Here is a 22,918-nt window from a genome sequence, read left to right as displayed (position 1 = left end):
TAATTTCGGATTATATCAAATTTCAAATAAAGGCACAAAAATGGTAGAGCGATACGCACGAAAAATTATGAAAGACAAATGGACGCAGTTTGCCAAATACGACGCTTGGCTCAAAGTGGAAATCGCAGCAGTCAAGGCATGGAATAAGCTTGGCTTTATCCCAGATGATGATTGCGAAAAAATCTGCAAAAACGCTAAATTTAGCGTCGAACGCATAGACGAAATCGAAAAAACAACAAAGCACGATGTGATTGCGTTTTTAACCAGCGTGAGCGAGAGTTTGGGCGAAGAGAGCAGATTTGTGCATTATGGTATGACAAGTAGCGATTGTATCGATACGGCTGTGGCGTTGCAGATAAAAGATAGCTTGGATTTGATTATCGCTGACATCGAAGCCCTAAAAACGGCAATCAAAAATCAAGCGATGAAGCACAAAAATACGCTTATGGTAGGCAGGAGCCACGGAATTCACGGCGAACCGATAACTTTCGGCTTAGTTTTAGCGATTTGGCATGATGAAATTAACCGCGCATTAGAGCTGATAAAACACGCTTATGGCGTCATAAGTGTGGGTCAAATCAGCGGTGCAATGGGAAATTTCGCCCACGCTCCATTAGAGCTTGAAGAGCTAGTTTGCCAAAATCTAGGCTTAAAACCAGCCCCGGCATCAAACCAAGTCATACAAAGAGATCGCTACGCGCAAGTGATGAACGCACTAGCGATTTTAGCTTCAAGCTGCGAGAAAATCGCCGTTGCGATCCGCCACTACCAAAGAACAGAAGTGTATGAGTGCGAAGAGTATTTCGCTCCCGGACAAAAGGGAAGCTCAGCCATGCCACACAAACGAAATCCGGTGCTTAGCGAAAATGTAACCGGGCTTTGCAGGGTTTTGCGAAGCTATGCGATTCCGGCAATGGAAAATGTCGCTTTGTGGCACGAAAGAGATATTAGCCACAGCTCGGTTGAGAGATTTATACTGCCAGATGGCTTTGTGACGGCTGATTTTATGCTAAATCGCCTTGCAAATTTGATAGAAAATTTGGTCGTTTATCCTGAAAATATGATGAAAAATCTAAATTTAACGGGCGGACTAGTTTTTTCGCAAAGAGTTTTGCTAGAACTTCCTAAAAAAGGGCTATCACGCGAAGAAGCCTACAAAATCGTGCAAAGAAATGCGATGAAAGTTTGGGCTGACTTGCAAGAAGGCAAAAAAGCTATCGATGAAAACGGACAAAGCTTGTATCTGCAAAATTTACTAGCCGATGAAGATTTGCGAAAGGCTTTGAGCGAAGATGAAATCAAAGCGTGTTTTGATTATGGATATTACACAAAAAATGTGGATAAAATTTTTAAAAGGGTTTTTGGGTAAATTTCAATTATGTTTCGTAAAATTTATAATAAGTTAAAAAAAAATTTTATCAAAACAAAAGAGATAACAATGAGAGAAGCAATAAAAAGCGAAATAAAATCTTTGCTAAAAAATAAAAATAATCCTACATGCGTCTTGCTAAAAGGCGACTGGGGTATAGGAAAAACACATATTTGGAAAGAGATTGAAAAAGAATTGCGAAGCGAAAATAACGCAAAAACGCTAATCGCCTATGTTTCTCTTTTTGGTAAAGAAAATATAGCTCAAATAGAGCAAGAAATTAAAAGCCAAATTTCCGTAATGCCAGAAATTAAAGAAAAATTTAAAAAAACCAAAGAAATAATTGACAAAATTCCCTTTGAATTAATTCCAATTATTGGTAATTTAACCCCAGTTGTTACAACTTCCCTAAACGGTCTTTTATACATACTTGGCAAGGAAATAAAAAAAGTAATTATTTGTTTTGATGATTTTGAAAGACATAGCAAAAAACTTGAATTCAAAGATATTTTAGGCGAAATTTCAGTGCTTAAAGAAAATAATAATTGCAACATTTTGATGATAATGAACGAAAATGAATTAGAAAAAAGCGATAAATCAAAAGAAGAAGAAAAAAATAAAAAATTAGATGGAGATATTTTTGATGAATATAAAGAAAAGATTGTAGATTGCGAATTTACATACGAGCCTATGCCACAAGATTCTTTCGAAGCAATTAAAGACAATTTTGGTGATTTTAAAGACATCGCTTCGGAATATTTTAAAAATTCATCATATACAAAAACAAACAATATAAGAACAATAAAAAAAATAGCACATACTGTAAATAACATTTCTCAACATATTACGAATTTCAACGAACTAGAATATGAAATAAGAAAAGATTTTTTTGACACTATTGGCAATACTGTTGCAGATTACACAGAAAATTTACTTATGTATCCCTATCCAGACTACTTTTCAATTAAATTTAGACAATATGTTAAAAAATATTTGCAACACAATATTGCAAATATTGATTTCTTGGACTTAAATAATGAAATAAAAATTGCAACTGAAAAATATAACATAATACAAAAAAACAATGAAATGATAGAACTAAAAATAAATTTAAAAGAATTCTATTTATATTATAAGAATGATTTTCCATTAGATTTTACTAATGATTATGAGTGGGCTATCAATAAAATATCGGAATTTCTACATAATAAGTATTTTATAGATGTTGTTGAATATGATGAAGGGCTTCGTTGGCTGAACAAATTATATGCTTTGGAACGGAAATTAAATACGACAGATAGGCACGATGAATTAAAATTAAAACTTCTAAAAGAATATTGCAAAATCAATAAACAAGATGAAAAAGCTCTAAGTATAATAATAAATTTTGATAAAAGTAATTCGCAAATACTTTATGATGAAATAATAAAAGATAATGTGGATAATGTCGTCGAATTTAAAACAGCAGAAAAATTGTGTGAATATTTAAACATAACTGGCAAAGACGATGAATATTCAATGTTAAAATTTGTTGATACTAATAAACTAAAAGAATTTTTCACACAAAGCCTTGATAGTGTTCGCATTTGTGTAAATGAAATAGAAAGATATACTAGATTTGAAGAAATGAATAAATTTAAAGAAAAAATCATAGATGTTTTAGGCGATATTGCCACAGACAACAAATTAGAAAAATTTCAAAATGAAAAAGCCAAAAAGATATTAAAAAATTTAAAAATTAAGCAATTAGATGAACCATTAAAAATAAAAATAGAAGATATTTTAAAAGAAATAGAGCAAAATATTGACAATAATCAATCATAAATTATCTCAAAATATCAATCCAAAAATTTGCGTTAGCAAATTTTCCGTTAAATTCGCAAATTCAAAAAGCATTTTGCTTTTTGAATTTGCCACGATAGAAGCGTGCAGGGTATGGGGGTTGTTAAGGGGGAAAGGGGCGCTTCGTCAAAACAAGCGAAGCGATGACGCGCACAAAGTGCGTGGCAGGTTTCTTGCGAAGCGTAGCGAAGCAGAGCAAGTCAGCCCCTTTCCCCCTTAAAAAGCAATGTAAATTACGGATTAAATTTAGACGATAAATTCAATGCAAAATTCAAATTTACAAATTTACATAGTGGTTATTTAGGCTCGTAGATTGCTTCGAATTTGCTACGCAAATTCTCGCAATGACAATGGATACAAATTTTACAAATAACAACAAATTCTACACCAAACAACTAAGCAAAATTTAATCAAATTTTTCTTAGCTTATAAGTTTAAAAAAGCTACAATCCAAACATTAATTTTTATTCAAATGGGAAGTGTAAATGAAAGTTATCAAAAGAAACGGACGAACCGAAGAATTAGACATTTCAAAAATCAAAAAATACACCACAGCAGCGGTCGCAGGTATCGAAAATGTAAGCCTTAGCGAACTTGAAGTCGATGCGAAAATCCAATTTCGCGATATGATAACCACAGAAGAAATTCAGCAAACGCTTATCAAAACCGCCGTCGATAAAATCGACATAGACCGCCCAAACTGGACATTTGTCGCTGCAAGGCTATTTTTGTATGATTTGTATCACAAAGTAACTTCATTTAACGGCTACAACCATTTACGCGAATACTTCGAACGCGGCGAAGCCGAGGGTCGCATTATGCTAGGACTTAAAGAAAAATACGACCTAGATGACCTAAATGACTACATAAAAATCGAGCGAGATTTGCAGTTTAACTACCTTGGCATAAAAACGCTTTATGACCGCTATCTTATAAAAGACAAGCAAGGCAAACCTATCGAGCTACCTCAGCACATGTTTATGGCGATTGCGATGTTTTTGGCGCAAAATGAGCTAGACAGCCAAACTTGGGCGAAAAAATTCTACGATTTAATAAGCAAATTTGAAGTCATGCTTGCCACTCCGACACTCTCAAACGCACGCACTACTCGCCACCAGCTAAGCTCTTGCTATGTCGGAAGTGTGCCTGATAATATCGAAGGAATTTTTGATAGCTACAAAGAAATGGCGCTTTTATCGAAATTCGGCGGCGGTATCGGCTGGGACTGGTGCAAAGTCCGCGCAATGGGCGGTAGTATCGACGGACATAAAAACGCCGCAGGTGGCATAATACCTTTCCTAAAAATCACAAACGACATAGCCGTGGCGGTCGATCAACTAGGCACCAGAAAAGGCGCAATCGCCGTGTATATAGAGCCTTGGCACATGGATATAAACGACTTTTTGGATTTGCGTAAAAACTCAGGCGAAGAACGCCGCAGAGCGCATGAAATTTTCCCTGCTTTGTGGATAAATGATTTGTTTATGAAACGCCTAGCAAATAACGAAAAATGGACGCTTTTTGACCCTGTCGATGTGGCTGATTTGTGCGATGTGTGGGGCGAAGAATTTGAGCAAAAATATATCGCCTACGAAAACGACCCAAATATCAGCAAATCAACCGTTCTAGCAAAAGAGCTTTGGAAAAAAATCCTAACTAGCTATTTTGAGACTGGAATGCCGTTTTTGTGCTTTAAAGATAACGCAAACAGGGTAAATCCAAATTCGCACAAAGGCATTATTAGAAGCTCGAATTTATGCACCGAAATTTTCCAAAATACACAGGCAAACCACTACAAAACCAAAATCGTCTATGCTGATGGCAGTGAAGAGCTTTTCGAAGAAAATGAAGAAGTGGTCGTAAATGGCAAAATCACCAAAAAAGCCAAAAAAATCACGGCACTTGATAGCATAAATGGCAAAGACATTTTCATCGTCGAAAAGGGCGTAGATGAGGGCGCAACGGCAGTTTGCAATCTCGCAAGTGTAAATTTAAGCAAAATTCACACACAAGAAGACATAAAACGCGTCGTGCCAATCGCCGTGCGAATGCTAGATAATGTAATCGAGCTAAATTTTTACCCACACGCAAAGGTAAAACGCACGAATTTACGCTCTCGCGCCATAGGCTTAGGCGTAATGGGCGAAGCGCAAATGCTTGCCGAAAAGGGCGTTATTTGGGGTAGTTACGAGCATTTTGAGACAATCGATAAAATCATGGAAAACATAAGCTACAACGCCATTTACGCTTCATCAAATTTAGCTCTTGAAAAGGGCAAATACCCTGAATTTGAGGGCTCAAAATGGTCGCAAGGAATTTTCCCAATCGACTTAGCAAACGAAAATGCTAAAAAATTAGTCGGTCGTGGGGGACTTTTTGAAGATAATTCTTGCGACTGGGACGCACTTCGCGCAAAAGTCAAAAAAGACGGCATGAGAAACGGCTATTTAATGGCGATTGCGCCGACTTCATCAATTTCGATTTTAGTAGGCACAACGCAGACTATCGAGCCTGTTTATAAACGCAAATGGTTCGAACACAACCTAAGCGGTATGATTCCTGTGGTCGTGCCAAATCTAAGCCCTGATACTTGGCAAGCCTATGTTCCGGCATACGAACTAGACCAGCGGCTGCTTATAAAAGCAGGTGCAATCCGCCAAAAATGGATAGATCAAGGTCAAAGCCTGAATATTTTTATCACGCTTGATAAGGCTAGTGGCAAGGTGCTAAATGACATTTACACCCTTGCGTGGGAGCTTGGCATTAAATCGACATATTATCTAAGGAGCGAAAGCCCATCTACTGATGACTTTAATAAAGATGTGGCAGATAGAAGTATAGAGTGTGAAGGCTGCCAATAAATTTTGTCTTGGCGTAGTTGAAACGAGCCTAGCTTTAATTCCCCATACTTGAACGGATTAATTTAAAAAATTTCACGCTTCCTTCGCTCACGCACGAACAGGTGCGCTACGCTTGAAAGTGCGAAATTTTTTAAATCACTACGCCTATTCTGTCTTGAATATTTTTTGATTATTACTAACAACGATAACTAATAGCAAATTTGAATAACAAATGCCGACGATTTTTCGTGTTTTCGAGCAAAATGAGCGAAGAATTAGCCGTCTGGCTATTCGAGCGAATTTTGCGAAGAATCACGGAAAAGCTAGGCTGAATTCTACTTAAAATTTGAAAACCAAATGCCGACGATTTTTCGCAAAACGGGCATAAGATAAGACTTTTTTTCGTCTATCGTTGCCCGTCTTGCGGAAAAGCTAGGCTCGTTTAAATTTACAAAGAAAATCCAAAAATCTACAAAAATTCCCTATTATTTTCCAAATTCTTTGCTATCTGCATCATCAACTTCATCGATTCTAACAGCTTTGCATTGACATCTTTTTCGTTTTTGTTAAATCTAAAAAGCTCTTTGTTTTCTACTGCGATGATGAGCGAATTTCCTTTTAAATACAAAGCCGTGCTACCGATTAAATTTTCCATTATGGCTTGAAGTTTAGCCAAAATTTGCGTATTTTCGACGACTTCCACGCCGCCGTTTTGCAAAAATTCCACCCCGTCAGGGACATAAATGTCAAAAATTTCGCTAAGCTTTCCGCTTTGTTTTAAGAGCTTTAAATTCGCACTTGGAGCTTCGCCTTTTAGCACCACTTCCATTTCGCTGTTAAAGGGCACAGCGTAGTTAAATTTCGCCACAAATCCATCAAAAATCGCCCCGTTATTTATACGATTAAAAATCTTATCCAAATCAAAAAATTTCTTTTTGCGTTTGAAATCCCGCACCAAACGCAAATCCCCAAATTTCGCTTCGCCCTGCCCTATTTTGCCGATTATGCTTTGATTACAAACGGCTAAATTCGCACCTTTTTGAAAGGCAGTATCGTCAAAATCGTTTATAAAAAAGGCACCAAATGGCTGAAATGTGAAATTTAGTTCCTTTGCTACGCCGACTAAAAATTCGTTATTGAAAAGCTCATTTTCTTTCGCATTTTGCGAATTTTCGAGCTTTTTTTCGCAATAAACATAAACGACATAGCAAAAAAAGCCCAGCACAAGCAGATACAAAAACCAAAATTTGCCAAAATTCGCCCGGTAAGCGAAAAACAAAACGACAAAAATCAACGCCAAAATGCCTTGCAATTTAAAACGAGAGTATTTTTGAGCTTCGCATAACTTTTTACGCTTCAACTCATAAGAAATTTGGCTCATCGCTTCTCCTAACTATCCAAATTTTACTATTAAGTTTCAGAATTTTAACTATATCAAACATTGCATTAAGTTCGGCTTTTATGCGTGGCACCATACTTTGGCTAATAATGCTTTTGTTTAAATTCGGCTCAAAACTATCATGACCACGATCGATTTTTATAAAAATTTTGTTGTCTAAAAAACTTAGCGAAATAGGACATTTCATCAATCTTTTTAGCCTTAAAATTCGCTCCATAAACGCAGGAGTTAAAATATACATTGTTTGTTGTATGTCCGAGCCAAAAACGCTAAATTCATCGTTAAATTCGCTATTATCCATTTTTATCTTTTTGTATCCGTTTTTATTTATCTTGGTTTTTGGCATTACGATGATACGACCTTGTGTTTTTTTATTGAAATCGGCTACAAATAAAAGCCCCTGAAAAACCACAACGCCATATTCTTCTCCATTTTCTGCTCTACTCATTTTCCGTTTCAATAATAAATCGCAGAATTTAAAACTTATATCATCGATTTTACCGCTAACTAAATCATTTCCACCATATAACTGAAACTGAGAAAATAAATTTGAATAATAAATATCATTAAGACTAATCATACCATACTTTGAATACTCAAACCCTAGCGAATTTACATATCTTTTTAGATAAAAATCTTTATATTTATCTATAAAATAAGATTTATCTTCCATTTCGTATTCATCTCTAAAATGTTTAAAGTAAAAGAAAAATACAACAGCAAATCCAAAAAAACCAATTCCAAAAATAAAGCTGTCGTGTTTTTCAATATATAAACCCAATAACCATAGTTCAAAAATGAGAAGAGAGAAAAATGTCGTAAAAAACGCCTTCAAATTTCTTTTGGATTTTTTAGAATGCGCTTCTTTTCTCTCTCTTTCTAAATTCAAAAGCTCTTTTGGCGATGAGTTTTTAAAATCTTTACCCATTAAATTTTTCCGTTGATTTTCGTTTCAAATGCGCTGTTTTGGGCATTTAATATCCAAATTTTACTATTAAGTTTCAGAATTTTAACTATATCAAACATTGCATTAAGTTCGGCTTTTATGCGTGGTGCGATGTTTTTATTGACGATATTTTGGCTCAAATCAGGCTCAAAGCTATCATAGCCACGATCGACCTTGATAAAAATACGATTATCCACAAAACTCACGCTAATGGGATCTTTAAGCATTTTTTGCAGTTTTATCAACTGCTCCATAAGAGAAAAATTTAGGATATACATCGCATTTTGCGGATCGTTTGTAAAAACTTCGAAAAGCTTATTAAATTCGGTGTTATCCATTTTTATGTCTTTTAGCTTGTTTTTGGCGATGATTTCGCCGTTTTGCCGACCCGCACGGGACAAAACGACGGTTTTTGAATTTATCTTTTTGTGAAAATCTGCCATAAAAAATAGCCCTTGAAATATCGCTACAAAGTCTTTTGCTTCAAAATTTGTATTATATTTTGGCAAAGTAGCCACAAACATATTTCCGTAATCAAGCTCCATTTTATTTTCTAATAGCAAATCACTAAAAACAAAGCGAACGCCGTCTATCTCGCCTGAGATTTTATCGTTTCCGCTTTGTTTATCAAAACTCGCAAATAAGCCACTTTTTATAATGTCGATTGCATGAATATGCCCTATTTTTTGGTACTCAAAACCAAGTGAATTTATATATTTTTTTAAGTAAAAATTCTTATATTTATCGATTAAAAAATGAGCTTCGCCTTGCGTAAATTCGTGTTTGTAATGCTTAAAATAGTGAAAAATAAAATATATAAAAATCAACAACGCCACCACGCCACCGAATTTGGTCTCAAAAAACACTCTCCCCAAATATGTCAAAAATAGCGTCATAAAAATCGCAGCAAAAACGGCAAAAACAATCGCCATAAGGCTAAATTCCGGCATTTTGCGAACTATCTTTTTTCGCATTTTTTCAAGCTCTAAAAGCGTTTTTTGCTCTTGTGTCATTTTGCCCTACCCTGCACTATTTTGAGTTGAATTCTCGCTCGAATTTGCCGAATTCTGCTCCAAATGGGCTTTAAAAATCTTAGAATTTAGTTTTAAATTTTCTACGATGCCTACAAACTGCATTATCTCGTCGTGGTAACGAAGCGGTGCCGAATTTTCGCCTATTAACGGGACTTTATAATCAGCTTCAAAGCTATCTTTGCCTAAATTTATGTAGATATAAATTTTATTTTCCACAAAGCAAAAATCGCACTTTGCGCCAAAAAATTTACGCAAATAAAGCATTTTTTCCATTAAATTTGGCGTCAAAATATACCTAGCAGCGATTTCATCATCACAAAAAGTGGCAAAAGTGTCGTTAAATTCGCTATTATCCATTTTTGTTTTTTGCAGATTTGTCGAAGTAAAGCTACCTTTTTTATCAAGCACGATGACTTTGGCAGTGAAAAATTTGCTAAAATCGGCTATAAAAGCAATCCCGTAAAAAAGCGGCGTTTGCACCTGTATCGACCGCTCCTTGTTTTTTGTATCATTTCTTGCAAGATAAATGTCGCTAAATTTAAGCTCCACGCCGTCGATATTTCCCCAAATAAGGTCATTTCCTTGATAAATATCAATCACGGTGTTATAAATTCGTGGTCTATCAAATTCGTTAAATTCGATAAACTTCGCCTTGTCATAGGCTAAATTAGGCGAAATTTCTTTTATGATTTGAGTTATAATCTTTTCTTTGAATTCGTTTGAAAAGCCCTTTAAAAGGCTATAACTAAGCAGTCTATAAATCAAAATCCCAACCATTGCCCCAAGACAAATCCCAATACCTAAATCTCCCGAGCTTTTAAATATCAAAAAAGCTAATACAACTCCCAAAACACCACAAAAAATTTTAATTTTTAAAATTTTTGAAGCAATGCTTTTTCGCAAATTCTCTAAATTTGCTAGTTCGTTTTGGTTAAATTCATTTTGATTTTGCATATTTGCTTCACCTATTTTTTTTCTTGGCTTTTTCGTCAAAATACCAGATTAAACCTATACAGCTCATAAAAACTACAAAAAATAAAAAACCCTTAAATCCATCGGAAATAGCTGTAACAAGTATTCCAAAAAATCCTATAAAAATTAACGCAAAGATTATATCAAAAATATCACTTTTACTATTTGCGACAAATTGCATTTCTTTTGTTTTTGGCACATTATCCGTAGCAGATTGTACAAATTTATTTTTAAAATCTTGCGAATCGAGAGCCTGTGTGCTAGTTTTTGGTTCAAAATTCGATTTGAAAATTTTAGTATTAAGTTTTAAATCGTTGATTATTTGAAAAAAGTTTTCAAGCTCTCTTTTGTATGTATCAAAAACTACGGCGATTTGCAAAAGCGAACTATGCAAATCTAGTTCAAAATTATCCCTACCGTTGTCGATATAAAGATAAATTTTATTTTCTAAAAATACGGCATTTATACCGCAACCAAGCCGTTTTTGAAGCTTTAAAAATCTTTGCATAAAACTTGGCGAAAGTATGTAAAAAGCATTTATTTCATCGTTTGTATAAACTCTAAATTCTTTATTAAATTCACTATTATCGACTTTGATTTTTTTTCCAAATGCTGTTGCTTCTGAGCTTCCTAGAACAATGGTATGAGATGAAAAATTTTTATAAAATTCAGCGATAAAAACAACGCCTTTGAAAATATCGACAATTTGAGTGCTTTTGCCACGCTTTCTAACTTCTTTTAGCCTTATATCGCTCATTCTAAATTTCACATTCTCAATCTCGCCGCTTATTAAATCATCTCCTTCAAATATACGCCCAGCAGTGCCAAAAATACCAGATTTTTCCAATTCTTCTTCTGTAATATGTAAGTCTTTAAGATAGACAAAATTCGGATTTATATCTTTTACGACCTTTGCGACGACTTGGTTTTTGAATTTATTTCTTATGTTTTTAGTAATAATTCGTTTAAAAAAGCTATAAAAGCCAAAAGGTGCCATTATAAGCAAATTTGTAATGCCTTCATTTGGCTTGAATTTAAATACCGCAACTACCACTAAAATGCCAAAAATAATAGAAAAAACGAGTAAAATATTTACCCGTTTTTTAACCAAAATTCGCTCATCTTCAAGGGCGACTAGGCTTTGATATGAAACGCCTTTATAATCATAATCTCCACGAAAAACGCCCTTGTAGTCGCCACGATATTTGCGTTCTAAATTATTTTTCGCCCTTTTGTAGGGACTTTCGCCGTTTTTGAATTTGTGCATTAAGACCTAAATTTAGCCTATCTTTTAAACATATCGCTGACATTTGGAGCGACTTTTTCGCTCTCGTCGGCTGCGAAAAATTCGCGTTTTTCGAAACGGAAAAAGTTTGCTACCAAATTTGTCGGAAACATTTCACAAGCGTTGTTGTAATCCAGCACCGCTCCGTTGTAAGCACGGCGAGCAGCACTGATTTGCTCTTCGACTTCGGTTAGCGTTGATTGCAAATGAAGCACATTTTCGTTCGCCCTTAGCTCAGGGTAGTTTTCCACAGCCACTTTTATGTTGCCAAGAAGCGTTGAAATTTTGTTGTTTAAATCAAACTTTTGCGCGTCGTTTTTCGCCGCCATAGCTTCGTTTCGTAGCTCGGTAACTTTGGTTAAAACTTCTCTTTCGTGTGTGAGATACTCTTTAACGGCAGCGACTAAATTTGGGATTAAATCGTAGCGTTTTTTGAGCTGAGTATCGACACCGGCGTAGATGTTTGAGACCTGATTTCGTTTGCCAATAAGCGAGTTATAAATGCTAATAACAGCCAAAACTAACGCCGCAACAACGGCACAAATAACCAAAAATGCGTTCATTTTTTTACTTCCTTTTAATAAATTCGTAAAATTCTATTTAAAATAAACTTTATAAGTGATAAATTTGCGAATTTAACCTGACCTGCACCGAAATTTTTAGCAAAATTTAACCTTTTTAAATTTGATATAAGCAAAATTCAGGTATAATCGCAGTTCTTTTAAGTGTCAAGGTAGCTCAGCTGGTTAGAGCGCTGGTCTCATAAGCCGGAGGTCGAGAGTTCAAGTCTCTCTCTTGACACCATTTCTTTTTAAATTTCCCTGTAAATTTTGGTTTGATTGTTTGAAATTTAGGCTTTTTGTTTTGCAAAAAACATAGCACGATAAAAGCAAAGCATTTCATTGGAAAGAATTTGGTTTATTTTGTATTGGCGATTGCCACGACGGCGTTGCCGTCTCGCAATGACAATGGATACAAAATAATTCAATGCAAATTTTGAATAACAAATGCCGACGATTTTACTAAATTTACGAAACAATTCAATGCAAATAAAAATATTCAAGACGAAGTAGGCGTAGTAAGGCGTAAATTCGGACGATTTCAAGCGAAGTTACCTTTAAGCGGTAATCAAGGAAACCTGCTTCGGCTTCGCCTTGCACCGCTTCGCTTGTTTTGAGCGTAGGAATTGTCCGAATTTACGCATTAATCCGTCAAGTCTGGGGAATTAGCTAAATTCAAAAAAATCTAAACCACCAAAATTCCAGCATTTCTCATTAAATTTAACGCCGCATTTGTGTAGTATTCTTTATCGTGGCTCGGTGCTTCGTAAGTTGAAACGCACGAGCTTGGCAAAATGACATCTTTTTTCATATTTTTTTCGTTTAGATAAGTTCGCAAAGAAAGCGCAAACTGCAACACGCAAATATCCGTGCAACAGCCTGTAATGATAAATCTATCAAAATCATCTAAAATATTTTTATCCAAATTTAAAAAGCCGTTTGTGGATTTTTTAAGTGTTGTATTTTCAGGCGTGGCAAACTGGGCAAGTTCATCGATTATCTCGGCTTCCGGCGTCCCTGCTATGCAATGAACAGGATAGCTTTTCATCTCCAAATCTCTTTCTTCGTGAGCATCGCAGATAAAATGCACGAATTTGGCATTTGCGATTTGCGTTGCGATTGCAGGTGCGATTTTAGCGATATTTGGATCAGCCATCGCACCGAATTTACAAAAACCATTAACCATATCGATAACAAAAACTAAACTTTTCATCTAAAAATCCTTTGAAATTTTAAATTTTGTGTCTTTTGAAATGTCTATTTTAGCACGAATTTGTTGAATTTCGTCCAAATCAATCAATGCAGTTTTCACGCTTTGAAATTCGCCTAAATTTAAAATTTCATCGCCGTTTGGCGAAATCAAAAGCGAATTTCCGCCGAATTTGCCCTTTTTTTCGCCTTTTGAATTTATTATTTCGCCGCTTCCATTTACGCTACAAACAAAAACTTGATTTTCCACAGCACGGGCGAAATTTAAAATTTTCCAGTGATTTATCCGTTTTTCGTCCCATTGGGCTGGGATAAAAAGCAGATCAGCCCTATTTTTTTCGCTATTTTCGCCCTGCCCTGCACCGCAAAGCGATTTTATAAAATCCCCAAAACGCAAATCATAACAAATCGCCACAGCGCACTTAACGCCGTCAAGCAAGAATATGCCGTAGTTTTTGCCACTTGTAATAATCTCATCTTCACGGGCAGGAGAAAAAGTGTGAATTTTATCATACTCGCTGACTACTTCGCCGTTTCGATTAAAAACAAAATTTGAGTTATAAATTTTATCATTTTTTAAATTCATAACGCTTCCTGCGACGATATTTACGGAATTTTGCTTAGCAAATTTGCTAAAAATTTCTTTGGTTTTAGCCCCGTCTTTATCGCAAAATTCAACCAAATTTTTAGAAGTGAAAAATCCGCAATTTAGCGTTTCGGGCAAAACGATAAAATCAGGCTTTTCAGCCATAGCTAAACTCATCAAATTTAGCAAATTTTGATAATTTTCATCGTTTTTGCGAAATTTAATATCGGCTTGGATTAAAGCGATTTTCTTTTTCATTTTTGTAACCTTAAATTATTTGCGTGAGTTAGTGCAATTGCGATTGCATCGGTAATATCAAGCGGTTTTATCTCTTTTTGAATTCCTAAAATTCGCTTTACCATAAAGGCAACCTGCTCTTTTGCCGCTTTTGCCTTGCCCGTAACACTTTTTTTAACTTGCAAAGGCGTGTATTCGGCAAAATTTCCATAAATTTGCAAAATTTTTAAACTCAAAGCTCCCCTAAACTGGGCTAGTTTTAAAACTGATTGCGGATTATAGGCATAAAACATGCTCTCAATCGCCACTTCATCGATCTTATGGGTGGCAAAAATTTGATCAATCGCTTCGCACATTTGTGTCATTTGAAATTGAACATTTTCAGGTTTCATTTTCACAAGCCCTGCTTCGACTAAGCTAATTTTATTCACGCTTTTTTCTAAAATCGCATAGCCCATATTTCTGGTTCCCGGATCTATTCCTAAAATTTTCATTCACACTCTTTCACGCGTTTTTTATAAATTTATTCACAAAATTATATATTAAATTTAATCATCAATTTATTAAATTTTAGATAAAATCTTATGGTTTATTTATCTAAGGATTTTGATGTTATCGTTACAAGATGAAATTTTAACTCTATTTCAAAAGGAAATTTTGCCCGTCGAATTTAACCGCTACGCAAAACAGCTCAAATTCAACGAGAAAAATTCCAAACCTGATTTTGTCGTCTATAATGTCTCAAATGAGATTATAGCGAGATTTATTCAGACAAAATACGGCGATTTACTAACAAGGCTTTGGGAAAATAAAACCGGCATAAAACCTATCATCAAAATCACTTCAAAATCACGAATTTCGCAAAAAGATCAAATTCAAAAGAGTGAAAAGCCAAAAAGTTCGCTTTTGTTTGAATCTTTTACTTTTGAGAATTTTATCGTTGGCGATTCAAATCAATTTGCTTACAATCTTGCAAAAAGTGTTGCAGAAAATCCCGGAAAACAATTTAATCCGCTTTTTATCTACGGTCCAAGTGGTTTGGGTAAAACTCATTTACTCCAAAGTATAGGACACTACGGCATAGCAAAAGGAAATTCAGTTTTATGCGTAACTAGTGAGCAATTTGCAAACGATTTAACATTTCACATAGCCAATAAAATAACCGATAAATTTAAAAATAAATATCGCAACTGCGACCTTCTTTTAATCGATGACATTCAGTTTTTAGTAGGTAGAGAAAAGGCAAAAGAGGAGTTTTTTAACACATTCAATGAACTTAGAAAAAAGCAGTGTCAGATTGTTTTAACAAGCGATTGCAAACCAAAATATTTAAAAGGCTTTGAAGATAGGCTTATTAGCCGTTTTGAAAGTGGGGTTGTGGCTGATATTACTCCGCCTGATTTGGAAACTAAAATAGCTATTATCAAGCGAAAAAGTTATGATAATAAAATCACTCTTACAAAAGCCGTCATAGAATATATCGCCACAAACATGGGCGATAACATAAGAGAAATCGAAGGAATTATGAGTCAAATTTTAGCCTATTCTAGGCTTATTAGAGCTGAAATTTCGCTTGAAATCGTTAAAAATTTCGTTCAAGATAAAATAAAAGAAAAAATGGATCAAGTCTCGCTTGATAGCATACTTAACATTATCTCAAAAGAGCTAAATATAAAACCAAGCGATATAAAAAGCAAAACTCGCACAAAAGGCATTGTCGATGCAAGGCGAATAGGAATTTATTTAGCTAAAACTCTAACTTCAAATTCAACCGCACAAATAGCTAAATTTTTTGGCTTAAACGACCACAGTGCCGTTAGTCATAATATAAAAAAAATAAACGAACTAATAGAAAGTGATGATGAAATTAGACTGCAAGTTGAAGAGTTAAAAAATAAAATTCAGCGAAAAAAGGATTAAATTTAGTGATGAATTGTGATAAATTTTCAAATTTGCGTGATTTAAATTTCGCCTATTTTACGAATTTACAAAGAGTTTTTCACAAATTCACAAAACCAACTATAACAACAAAAAAATTTAATAAATTTGTAAAGGATAAAAGATGAAAGTTGTAATTAACAAAACCGTTCTTGAAAGTATAATTACAAACACAAATCCTTATTTGGATAAAAAGGATTTAAGTTCTATTACTTCTCATATCTTACTTTGCGCTAAAAACGGCGTTTTAAGCATAAAAGCAACCGATCATGAAATAGGACTTAGCTACAATATAAAAAATGTAACCATTGAAGATGAAGGTTTTGCTACTGCAAACGGAACAAAATTACTAAGTGCTATAAAAGGTTTAAATGACGATGATGTAACGCTTGAAGTTATGAATGGCTCTTTGTTTGTAAAACAAAAAAGATCAAAATATAAACTTCCTATGTATAACCACGAAGACTTCCCTGAATTTCCAAATGTTTCAAACAAAGATAAATTCGATATAAACACAATGGTTTTTGGTAGAAGTTTAAAGAAAATTTTTACTTCAATCGACACTAGCAATCCAAAATATGAGCTAAACGGAGCTTTGATTGATGTTAAAGACGGTTTTATAAATTTAGTCGGAACCGATACAAAAAGACTTAGTATTTATAAATTAAAAACTGCGACTAATTCAAACGGAAAAAATATCATAATCCCTAAAAAAGCCATAGCTGAAATTCAAAAACTTTTCAGTGATAAAATCGAAATTTATTACGATGAAACCGTGCTTTTAGCCGTTAGCGAAAATTTCGAATTTTTTACAAAGCTAATCAATGGTAGATACCCTGATTATGCAAGAGTTGTTCCAAGCGAAACTGCTTTTAGCGTTAATATTTCTCGTGATAAGATGATAGAAGGTATTAAAGCAGTAAGCTCAATGTGTGATCAAATGAAAATCACGATTAAACCTGACGGAATTGTTTTTGAAAGTATAAATGAAGATAACTCAGAAGCAAGAACCGAAATCGAAATTCAAAACGAAGTCGATGAAAATATAGTTTTTGGTATCAAAAATAGATTTTTACTCGATTTTTTAACTAACATTGAAGAAAATAGTTTCTTGTTAGAATTTAATAACCCTGAATCGGCATTTGTAGTATCTAGTGGTGATCTAAAAACCGTAATGATGCCGATAAATTTATAAAATAAGGAAAAATTTAAATGGAAAATTACGGCGCTGGTAATATTAAAGTTTTAAAAGGTTTAGAAGCGGTTAGAAAACGCCCCGGTATGTATATCGGCGATACAAATATAAACGGGCTTCATCACATGATTTATGAAGTTGTCGATAACTCTATCGATGAAGCTATGGCTGGGCATTGTGATACGATTGATGTTGAGCTTACTTTGGAAGGAAGCTGTATAGTAACCGACAACGGACGGGGAATTCCTGTTGATATTCACCCGACTGAAAAAATTCCTGCTGCAACGGTTGTTTTAACCGTGCTTCATGCCGGCGGTAAATTTGATAAAGATACTTATAAAGTCTCAGGCGGTTTGCATGGCGTGGGAGTTTCGGTTGTAAATGCACTTTCTAAAAAATTAGTCGTAACGATTAAAAGAGACGGAAACGAACATAGACAAGAATTTTCAAAAGGAATTCCACAAAGCGAACTTGAAATCATAAAACCTGCCAAAAAAACAGGAACTACGGTTGAGTTTTGGCCGGACGGCGAAATTTTTGAAATTTTAGAATTTGATGATGAAATTTTGTCAAAAAGATTTAGAGAATTAGCCTATTTAAATCCGAAAATAACGATAAATTTCAAAGATCAAAGAACAGGTAGAAGCGAAAGTTTTCACTATGAAGGTGGATTGGAAAGTTTTGTAACCGATATGAACAGATCAACTCCGGTTTCAAAGCCTGTATTTTTTAGCGATACCGTCGAAGATGTCGCCGTTGATATAGCTTTGATGTATAATGAAACTTATAGTGAAAATTTATTAAGCTTTGTAAATAATATCAAAACCCCAGACGGCGGAACGCACGAAGCAGGTTTTAGAGCAGGGCTTACAAGAGCCATAACAAATTATATCGCCGCAAACGCTTCGGCAAAAGAAAAAGATACAAAAATCACGGGCGATGACATTAGAGAAGGCTTAATCGCCGTTGTAAGCGTAAAAGTGCCTGAACCGCAGTTTGAAGGGCAAACCAAAGGAAAACTAGGGTCTAGCTATGTAAAACCGATAGTGCAAAAAATGACCTTTGATGTGCTTTGCAAATATTTTGAAGAAAATCCTATCGAAGCAAGAGCGATAATGAATAAAGCTCTTTTAGCAGCGCGTGGCAGGGAAGCGGCACGAAAAGCAAGGGATTTAACTAGAAAAAAAGAGAGTTTTTCGGTTGGAACATTGCCGGGAAAACTTGCAGATTGCCAAAGTAAAGATGCAAGTATTAGCGAAATTTATCTTGTCGAGGGCGATAGTGCAGGGGGCTCAGCAAAACAAGGTAGAGATAGAGTTTTTCAAGCGATTTTGCCGTTGCGCGGAAAAATTTTAAATGTTGAAAAGGCAAGATTAGAGAAAATTTTACAATCCGAAGAGATAAAAAATATGATAACTGCTTTTGGTTGCGGTATAGGGGACGAATTTGATGAAGAAAAATTGCGTTATCATAAAATCATCATTATGACCGATGCCGATGTCGATGGTAGCCATATACAAACTCTGCTTTTAACTTTCTTTTTTAGATTTTTACCAAAAGTCGTTGAAAACGGCTATGTGTATCTAGCCCAACCGCCGCTTTTTAAATACAAAAAAGGTAAAAAAGAAATTTATCTAAAAGATGAAAAAGCTTTGAGCGAATTTTTGATTGAAACAGGTATTGATATGGCTGAATTTGAAGGCATCGGAAATAAAGATTTGACAGATTTCTTAAAAATCGTCTCAACTTATCGTTCGCTTTTAAATGAGCTTAAAAATCGTTTTAGCGTTTTAAGTGCTATTAGATATTTAATCGAAGAGGCAAATTTAGAAAATGTTGATTATGATGAGCTTTTTGACGCACTAAAAATTCGCCTTGAAAAAGAGAATTTTAATATCCTAAATCATTATGTTAGCGAAAATGGAATTCGCATGTATGTGCAAACTCCAAACGGCTTAGAACAGCTAAAAATCGATAACACACTTTTAGATAACCATATTTTCAAAGAAGCAAAATATGTTTATTCAAAAATCAAAGATAGAGAGCTTGATTTTGGTGGTAGAGATTTTGTCGAAGTTTTAAACGAAATCGAAAAAAATTCGAAAAAAGGTGCGTATATACAACGCTACAAAGGTCTAGGTGAGATGAACCCTGATCAGCTTTGGGAAACTACGATGAGTCCTGAAAATCGCCGTTTGCTTCGCATAAATATAAATGATGCACAAAGTGCTAGTGATACATTTAATCTTTTCATGGGCGATGAAGTTGAGCCAAGGCGAAATTACATTCAAGATCATGCAAAAGATGTTAAACATTTGGATATTTAGATGTTATATAGCGAAAAAAAAGAGAGATCAAATCGGTTTAAACTAGCACTAAAAGTTGCTTTTCCTTTTACTTTGGTGCTTATTTTTATCGCATATTTTATGTTTAAAGAAGGCGATTTTACAAGAGACGATGTTATTTTATTTGTAATTTTGCTTTTGTGTTATGTTTATTACGCGACATATTTGATTTATATGGGATTTAAAAAAAGCTTAATAGATCCAGTTAGTAGGGTGTTTGTGCGAGATGAAATTTTAAAAATCATAGCAAAAGACATAAAAAAAGAAAAGGTAAATAATATCGTTTTAATGCGTATAAAAAATATCATCGACATAAACGATCGCTATGGTTATCGAAACGGCGATGAAATTTTGCGACTTTTTGTCGTTGAATTTGATAAATTTATGCAAGATCATAAATTTAAAGATATTCCTATCGGTAGATTTATCAACGGAAACTTTATCTTTGCAATCGACGGAAAAAGGGCAAATTTACACCATATTTTAAATATGTTTGAGCGAAAAATCGCAAATCAAACGATAAATAATATCGAACTAAAAATGGAATACGCTACAATCAATGCAGATTATGATAAAAATTTAAATAATGTTATAAATGCGCTATTTTACAAGATAAATCACAAAGATGATGAAGAGCTTGATTTTGATAAAATCGAAATTGGAACCTTTGAAAATGATGTTTTAGAAGCGATAAATAACGAACAATACAGCATAAAATATCAGCTAATGAAATCTGTAAATGGCGAAGATGAGTATCTGAATTTTATCCCAAAAATCGATTTAAAAGAGCAGGGCAAGATAACAAAAAGCAAGATTATTGATATTATTTTGCAAAATAACTATGCCGTGAAATATGATTTAAATTTGATAAAATATATCGCTAAAAATATATATTTTAGAGATATTAAGGGTAAAATTTTTGTAGAAATTATAGCAAGCACACTGCGAAATAGCGACTTTAAAAAGGAAATTTTAAAACTAATTGATAATAATTTAATCGATCCTAAAAAGATCGTTTTTGAATTTAACGAAGAGCTGATTTATCCTGAGATTAAGCGATTTAGCGAGATTTTGTTGCAGTTTAAAGAGCTTGGATTTAGTTTTGCATTAAGTCAGTTTGGCGGCGCAAATGCAAGTTTTGAGTATCTAAAACATTTAAATGTCGATTTTGTCATTTATGACATTGAATTTAATAAAAATTTTTACGAAGAAAAAACGCACGAAATTTTTCTGAATTTAAACAAAATGTGCAAAGAAATCGGCGTAAAAACGGCTATTAGATTTGTCGATAAAAAGCCGTTTTATGAAGATTTGAAAGAAAGCGGAATTGACATAGTGCAAGGTTTTTGTGTCGAAAAACCTGTTGATTTAGAAAATTTAAGAGAGCAAATATGAGATACGGCGAAAAAGAGATAAAAGAATTTGATGTAGATAAAGATTTAGAAATTTGGGAAAATAAACACAAAAGGGATTATTTGATAAAAATAACCCTGCCTGAGTTTTGTTGTTTATGCCCGAGATCTGGCTATCCGGATTTTGCGACTATTTATTTGGAGTATGTGCCGGATGAATTCGTCGTTGAGCTAAAAGCGATAAAACTTTATATAAATTCATTTATGAATCGCCACATAAGCCACGAAGATAGCATAAACGAAATTTACGGCGTTTTAGAAGAAAAACTAAAACCTAAATCGATGAAAATCATCGGCGATTTCAATCCGCGCGGAAATGTCCATACCGTCATAGAAATCAGTTCAAAAAGCATAGAAAAATGATAACTCCCGTTATAATCGAGCAAATTTTCAAAAGCGCAAGTATTAGTCGCTGGAACGACTACCCAAAAATGGTAAATTTAGTCGAGCTTGACAAACAGGCACATAAATTTATCATTGCTTATTTTTTGGCTAGTTTTGAAGATGATATTGATATGGGCTATTTGATTGAAGCAGGAATTTTTGAATTTTTGGCTCGTATTGTGGTAACCGACATTCGCCCTGATGTTTTTCATCATATCCAAAAAACGCACAAAGAAAAGATAAATAATTGGGTTTTATCAATCCTTGAAAACGATTTAAAACTCGTGCAAAACGGCGAATTTTTCGAGCGTTTTAAAAATTATTTGAATTCAAAAGATCATATCAAAGAAAAGACCATTTTAAAGGCTTCGGGCTACCTTGCTACAAGATGGGAATTTAATATCGTTTATCAAACTAGCCAGTTTTTAAACGACATTGAAGAGCTTAAATTTAAAGTTGAAGAAGAGCTTGAAGATTATTATGAGCTAATTGGCGTTCGCAAAATCGTTATGAATAAAAAGCTAGCAAGACTAGTTGATCTTAGTGGCAGACTTCGCTTTCAAAAGCGTTGGGCGCAAACACCGCGAATTCCTGAGACTTCGGTTTTAGGACACATGCTTGTTGTGGCGATTTTAAGCTATTTTTACTCGCTAAAAGTCGGCGCTTGTAAGAGCCGCAAAATTTACAACTTTTTTTGCGCTTTATTTCACGATTTGCCTGAAAGTTTGACAAGGGACATTATAAGCCCTGTAAAATACGGCATTGACGGGCTAAGTGAAATCATAAATGATTATGAAATGCGTTTGATTGATGATAAAATTTTGCCGTTTGTGCCACAAAATATAAGAGATAGTTTTAGCTATATTCTTGGAATTCGCAAAAACGGCGAAAAATTTATAAAAGATGAATTTGAAAATAGAATTTGCGAAAATGAGCCAAAATTTATAGAAGGAAGTTTGCAAAGCGTAAATGAAGATAAATTTAACGCTATTGATGGCAAAGCGCTTAAATATTGCGATAAAATCGCAGCATATTTTGAAGCCGGAATTTCCATAAGCTACGGCGTAAAAAGTAAAGAGCTAGTCGCAGGTTTTGAAGGTATGGAAGAGTCTTTCAAGGAAAAACCAAAGGTCGAAGGCGTAAATTTTTACGAAATTTGCGAAAGTTTTAAAAAACATTTTGGCTTGAAGCGTGAAAATTTGTGAATTTAAAGGAAGCAAAATTTAAAAAACCCCTTCCCAGATGACTGCGGCACACACCTAAAAAAAGTGCTCTGCTGTGTTCCCACCCTGAAGCGGTGCTTTTTAAAAGCATTGCACAGGTCTAAGAAGAGGCGAATTCGGATTATATTTGAATTTTGCTTAA

20 protein-coding genes, 1 tRNA gene and 1 other RNA gene are annotated in these 22,918 nt (G+C 34.4%); 12 read left to right on the top strand and 10 right to left on the bottom strand.

Translation table 11 applies throughout. The features are described from left to right. The first annotated feature begins 40 nt into the window (after positions 1-40). The 4 genes from purB to PF026_RS07405 all read left to right on the top strand — a co-directional run bounded on the left by purB (position 41) and on the right by PF026_RS07405 (position 6,072). Positions 41-1,369, top strand: a complete 1,329-nt coding sequence (gene purB / locus PF026_RS07420; RefSeq protein WP_270864115.1) for an adenylosuccinate lyase — start codon at positions 41-43, stop codon at positions 1,367-1,369. A 69-nt stretch (positions 1,370-1,438) separates the two neighbouring features. Further along, positions 1,439-3,193 (top strand): P-loop NTPase fold protein, encoded by a 1,755-nt coding sequence (locus PF026_RS07415; RefSeq protein ID WP_270864114.1) that lies wholly within the window; start codon positions 1,439-1,441, stop codon positions 3,191-3,193. Then, the gene (locus tag PF026_RS07410) at positions 3,174-3,431 is read left to right on the top strand and encodes a hypothetical protein (RefSeq protein WP_270864113.1); all 258 of its coding nucleotides are present in this window, start codon (positions 3,174-3,176) and stop codon (positions 3,429-3,431) included. The genes PF026_RS07415 and PF026_RS07410 overlap by 20 nt, the downstream gene beginning before the upstream one ends. A gap of 265 nt (positions 3,432-3,696) precedes the next feature. Further along, a complete protein-coding gene (locus PF026_RS07405; protein WP_270864112.1) occupies positions 3,697-6,072 on the top strand; it encodes a ribonucleoside-diphosphate reductase subunit alpha in 2,376 nt (791 codons plus the stop codon). A 448-nt stretch (positions 6,073-6,520) separates the two neighbouring features. On the opposite strand, the gene PF026_RS07400 is transcribed toward PF026_RS07405, so the two are convergent. The 6 genes from PF026_RS07400 to PF026_RS07375 are packed head-to-tail and all read right to left on the bottom strand — an operon-like array spanning position 6,521 to position 12,250. Further along, positions 6,521-7,432: a hypothetical protein gene (locus PF026_RS07400; RefSeq protein WP_270864111.1), complete on the bottom strand. Its 912-nt coding sequence runs from the start codon at positions 7,430-7,432 to the stop codon at positions 6,521-6,523. Then, the gene (locus PF026_RS07395) at positions 7,413-8,378 is read right to left on the bottom strand and encodes a DUF3137 domain-containing protein (RefSeq protein ID WP_270864110.1); all 966 of its coding nucleotides are present in this window, start codon (positions 8,376-8,378) and stop codon (positions 7,413-7,415) included. The genes PF026_RS07400 and PF026_RS07395 overlap by 20 nt, the downstream gene beginning before the upstream one ends. Continuing rightward, a complete protein-coding gene (locus tag PF026_RS07390; RefSeq protein WP_270864109.1) occupies positions 8,378-9,409 on the bottom strand; it encodes a DUF3137 domain-containing protein in 1,032 nt (343 codons plus the stop codon). The genes PF026_RS07395 and PF026_RS07390 overlap by 1 nt, the downstream gene beginning before the upstream one ends. A 6-nt stretch (positions 9,410-9,415) precedes the next feature. Beyond that, on the bottom strand, positions 9,416-10,384 hold the full coding sequence (locus tag PF026_RS07385; protein ID WP_270864108.1) for a DUF3137 domain-containing protein: 969 nt from the start codon (positions 10,382-10,384) through the stop codon (positions 9,416-9,418). 7 nt (positions 10,385-10,391) lie between these two features. Next, positions 10,392-11,669, bottom strand: a complete 1,278-nt coding sequence (locus tag PF026_RS07380) for a DUF3137 domain-containing protein (RefSeq protein WP_270864107.1) — start codon at positions 11,667-11,669, stop codon at positions 10,392-10,394. A gap of 17 nt (positions 11,670-11,686) precedes the next feature. Beyond that, entirely contained in the window at positions 11,687-12,250 is a 564-nt protein-coding gene (locus PF026_RS07375; protein WP_270864106.1) for a LemA family protein, read from the bottom strand. 164 nt (positions 12,251-12,414) lie between these two features. Between PF026_RS07375 and PF026_RS07370 the strand changes: the two genes are divergently transcribed. Further along, positions 12,415-12,491 (top strand) — tRNA-Met (locus PF026_RS07370). A gap of 441 nt (positions 12,492-12,932) precedes the next feature. On the opposite strand, the gene PF026_RS07365 is transcribed toward PF026_RS07370, so the two are convergent. Genes PF026_RS07365 through ruvC form a run of 3 tightly spaced genes read right to left on the bottom strand, consistent with a single transcriptional unit; the run spans position 12,933 to position 14,773 of the window. Further along, a complete protein-coding gene (locus tag PF026_RS07365; protein ID WP_270864105.1) occupies positions 12,933-13,460 on the bottom strand; it encodes a cysteine hydrolase family protein in 528 nt (175 codons plus the stop codon). Continuing rightward, on the bottom strand, positions 13,461-14,300 hold the full coding sequence (locus PF026_RS07360) for a nitrilase-related carbon-nitrogen hydrolase (protein ID WP_270864104.1): 840 nt from the start codon (positions 14,298-14,300) through the stop codon (positions 13,461-13,463). Beyond that, complete coding sequence (ruvC, locus tag PF026_RS07355) at positions 14,297-14,773, bottom strand: crossover junction endodeoxyribonuclease RuvC (protein ID WP_270861065.1); 477 nt, start codon at positions 14,771-14,773, stop codon at positions 14,297-14,299. The genes PF026_RS07360 and ruvC overlap by 4 nt, the downstream gene beginning before the upstream one ends. Before the next feature lie 115 nt (positions 14,774-14,888). Here ruvC and dnaA point away from each other — a divergent pair, with 115 nt between their 5' ends. From dnaA to PF026_RS07320, 7 genes are read left to right on the top strand one after another with little or no spacing between them, the layout of a single operon-like run. Then, complete coding sequence (dnaA, locus tag PF026_RS07350) at positions 14,889-16,199, top strand: chromosomal replication initiator protein DnaA (protein ID WP_270864103.1); 1,311 nt, start codon at positions 14,889-14,891, stop codon at positions 16,197-16,199. An 8-nt stretch (positions 16,200-16,207) separates the two neighbouring features. Further along, on the top strand, positions 16,208-16,345 hold the full coding sequence (locus tag PF026_RS07345; RefSeq protein WP_270864102.1) for a hypothetical protein: 138 nt from the start codon (positions 16,208-16,210) through the stop codon (positions 16,343-16,345). After that, entirely contained in the window at positions 16,342-17,412 is a 1,071-nt protein-coding gene (dnaN, locus tag PF026_RS07340) for a DNA polymerase III subunit beta (RefSeq protein ID WP_270864101.1), read from the top strand. Before PF026_RS07345 ends, dnaN begins: the two co-directional genes overlap by 4 nt. Positions 17,413-17,429: 17 nt before the next feature. Then, on the top strand, positions 17,430-19,739 hold the full coding sequence (gene gyrB / locus PF026_RS07335; protein WP_270864100.1) for a DNA topoisomerase (ATP-hydrolyzing) subunit B: 2,310 nt from the start codon (positions 17,430-17,432) through the stop codon (positions 19,737-19,739). Then, positions 19,740-21,152, top strand: a complete 1,413-nt coding sequence (locus PF026_RS07330; RefSeq protein ID WP_270864099.1) for an EAL domain-containing protein — start codon at positions 19,740-19,742, stop codon at positions 21,150-21,152. Further along, entirely contained in the window at positions 21,149-21,532 is a 384-nt protein-coding gene (gene queF / locus PF026_RS07325) for a preQ(1) synthase (protein WP_270864098.1), read from the top strand. Before PF026_RS07330 ends, queF begins: the two co-directional genes overlap by 4 nt. After that, positions 21,529-22,758: an HD domain-containing protein gene (locus tag PF026_RS07320; RefSeq protein WP_270864097.1), complete on the top strand. Its 1,230-nt coding sequence runs from the start codon at positions 21,529-21,531 to the stop codon at positions 22,756-22,758. The genes queF and PF026_RS07320 overlap by 4 nt, the downstream gene beginning before the upstream one ends. Before the next feature lie 27 nt (positions 22,759-22,785). On the opposite strand, the gene ffs is transcribed toward PF026_RS07320, so the two are convergent. Then, positions 22,786-22,883: signal recognition particle sRNA small type (gene ffs, locus PF026_RS07315), an RNA gene on the bottom strand. Positions 22,884-22,918: the final 35 nt, after the last annotated feature.

It is taken from the genome of Campylobacter sp. CS_NA3 (assembly GCF_027797495.1).
Taxonomy (GTDB): Bacteria; Campylobacterota; Campylobacteria; order Campylobacterales; family Campylobacteraceae; genus Campylobacter_B.
Note: the sequence above shows the minus strand (reverse complement) of the source record. Positions and strands in the feature narration are given on the sequence as shown.

Bases quoted from the DNA above. Each gene is read 5' to 3' on its own strand.
- PF026_RS07385 (WP_270864108.1), bottom strand. From the start codon at position 10,384: ATGCAAAATCAAAATGAATTTAACCAAAACGAACTAGCAAATTTAGAG.
- PF026_RS07380 (WP_270864107.1), bottom strand. From the start codon at position 11,669: ATGCACAAATTCAAAAACGGCGAAAGTCCCTACAAAAGGGCGAAAAAT.
- ruvC (WP_270861065.1), bottom strand. From the start codon at position 14,773: ATGAAAATTTTAGGAATAGATCCGGGAACCAGAAATATGGGCTATGCG.
- PF026_RS07320 (WP_270864097.1), top strand. From the start codon at position 21,529: ATGATAACTCCCGTTATAATCGAGCAAATTTTCAAAAGCGCAAGTATT.
- gyrB (WP_270864100.1), top strand. From the start codon at position 17,430: ATGGAAAATTACGGCGCTGGTAATATTAAAGTTTTAAAAGGTTTAGAA.
- PF026_RS07375 (WP_270864106.1), bottom strand. From the start codon at position 12,250: ATGAACGCATTTTTGGTTATTTGTGCCGTTGTTGCGGCGTTAGTTTTG.
- PF026_RS07395 (WP_270864110.1), bottom strand. From the start codon at position 8,378: ATGGGTAAAGATTTTAAAAACTCATCGCCAAAAGAGCTTTTGAATTTA.
- PF026_RS07390 (WP_270864109.1), bottom strand. From the start codon at position 9,409: ATGACACAAGAGCAAAAAACGCTTTTAGAGCTTGAAAAAATGCGAAAA.
- dnaN (WP_270864101.1), top strand. From the start codon at position 16,342: ATGAAAGTTGTAATTAACAAAACCGTTCTTGAAAGTATAATTACAAAC.
- queF (WP_270864098.1), top strand. From the start codon at position 21,149: ATGAGATACGGCGAAAAAGAGATAAAAGAATTTGATGTAGATAAAGAT.
- PF026_RS07365 (WP_270864105.1), bottom strand. From the start codon at position 13,460: ATGAAAAGTTTAGTTTTTGTTATCGATATGGTTAATGGTTTTTGTAAA.
- dnaA (WP_270864103.1), top strand. From the start codon at position 14,889: ATGTTATCGTTACAAGATGAAATTTTAACTCTATTTCAAAAGGAAATT.
- PF026_RS07405 (WP_270864112.1), top strand. From the start codon at position 3,697: ATGAAAGTTATCAAAAGAAACGGACGAACCGAAGAATTAGACATTTCA.
- PF026_RS07360 (WP_270864104.1), bottom strand. From the start codon at position 14,300: ATGAAAAAGAAAATCGCTTTAATCCAAGCCGATATTAAATTTCGCAAA.
- PF026_RS07345 (WP_270864102.1), top strand. From the start codon at position 16,208: ATGAATTGTGATAAATTTTCAAATTTGCGTGATTTAAATTTCGCCTAT.
- purB (WP_270864115.1), top strand. From the start codon at position 41: ATGGTAGAGCGATACGCACGAAAAATTATGAAAGACAAATGGACGCAG.
- PF026_RS07400 (WP_270864111.1), bottom strand. From the start codon at position 7,432: ATGAGCCAAATTTCTTATGAGTTGAAGCGTAAAAAGTTATGCGAAGCT.
- PF026_RS07330 (WP_270864099.1), top strand. From the start codon at position 19,740: ATGTTATATAGCGAAAAAAAAGAGAGATCAAATCGGTTTAAACTAGCA.
- PF026_RS07415 (WP_270864114.1), top strand. From the start codon at position 1,439: ATGAGAGAAGCAATAAAAAGCGAAATAAAATCTTTGCTAAAAAATAAA.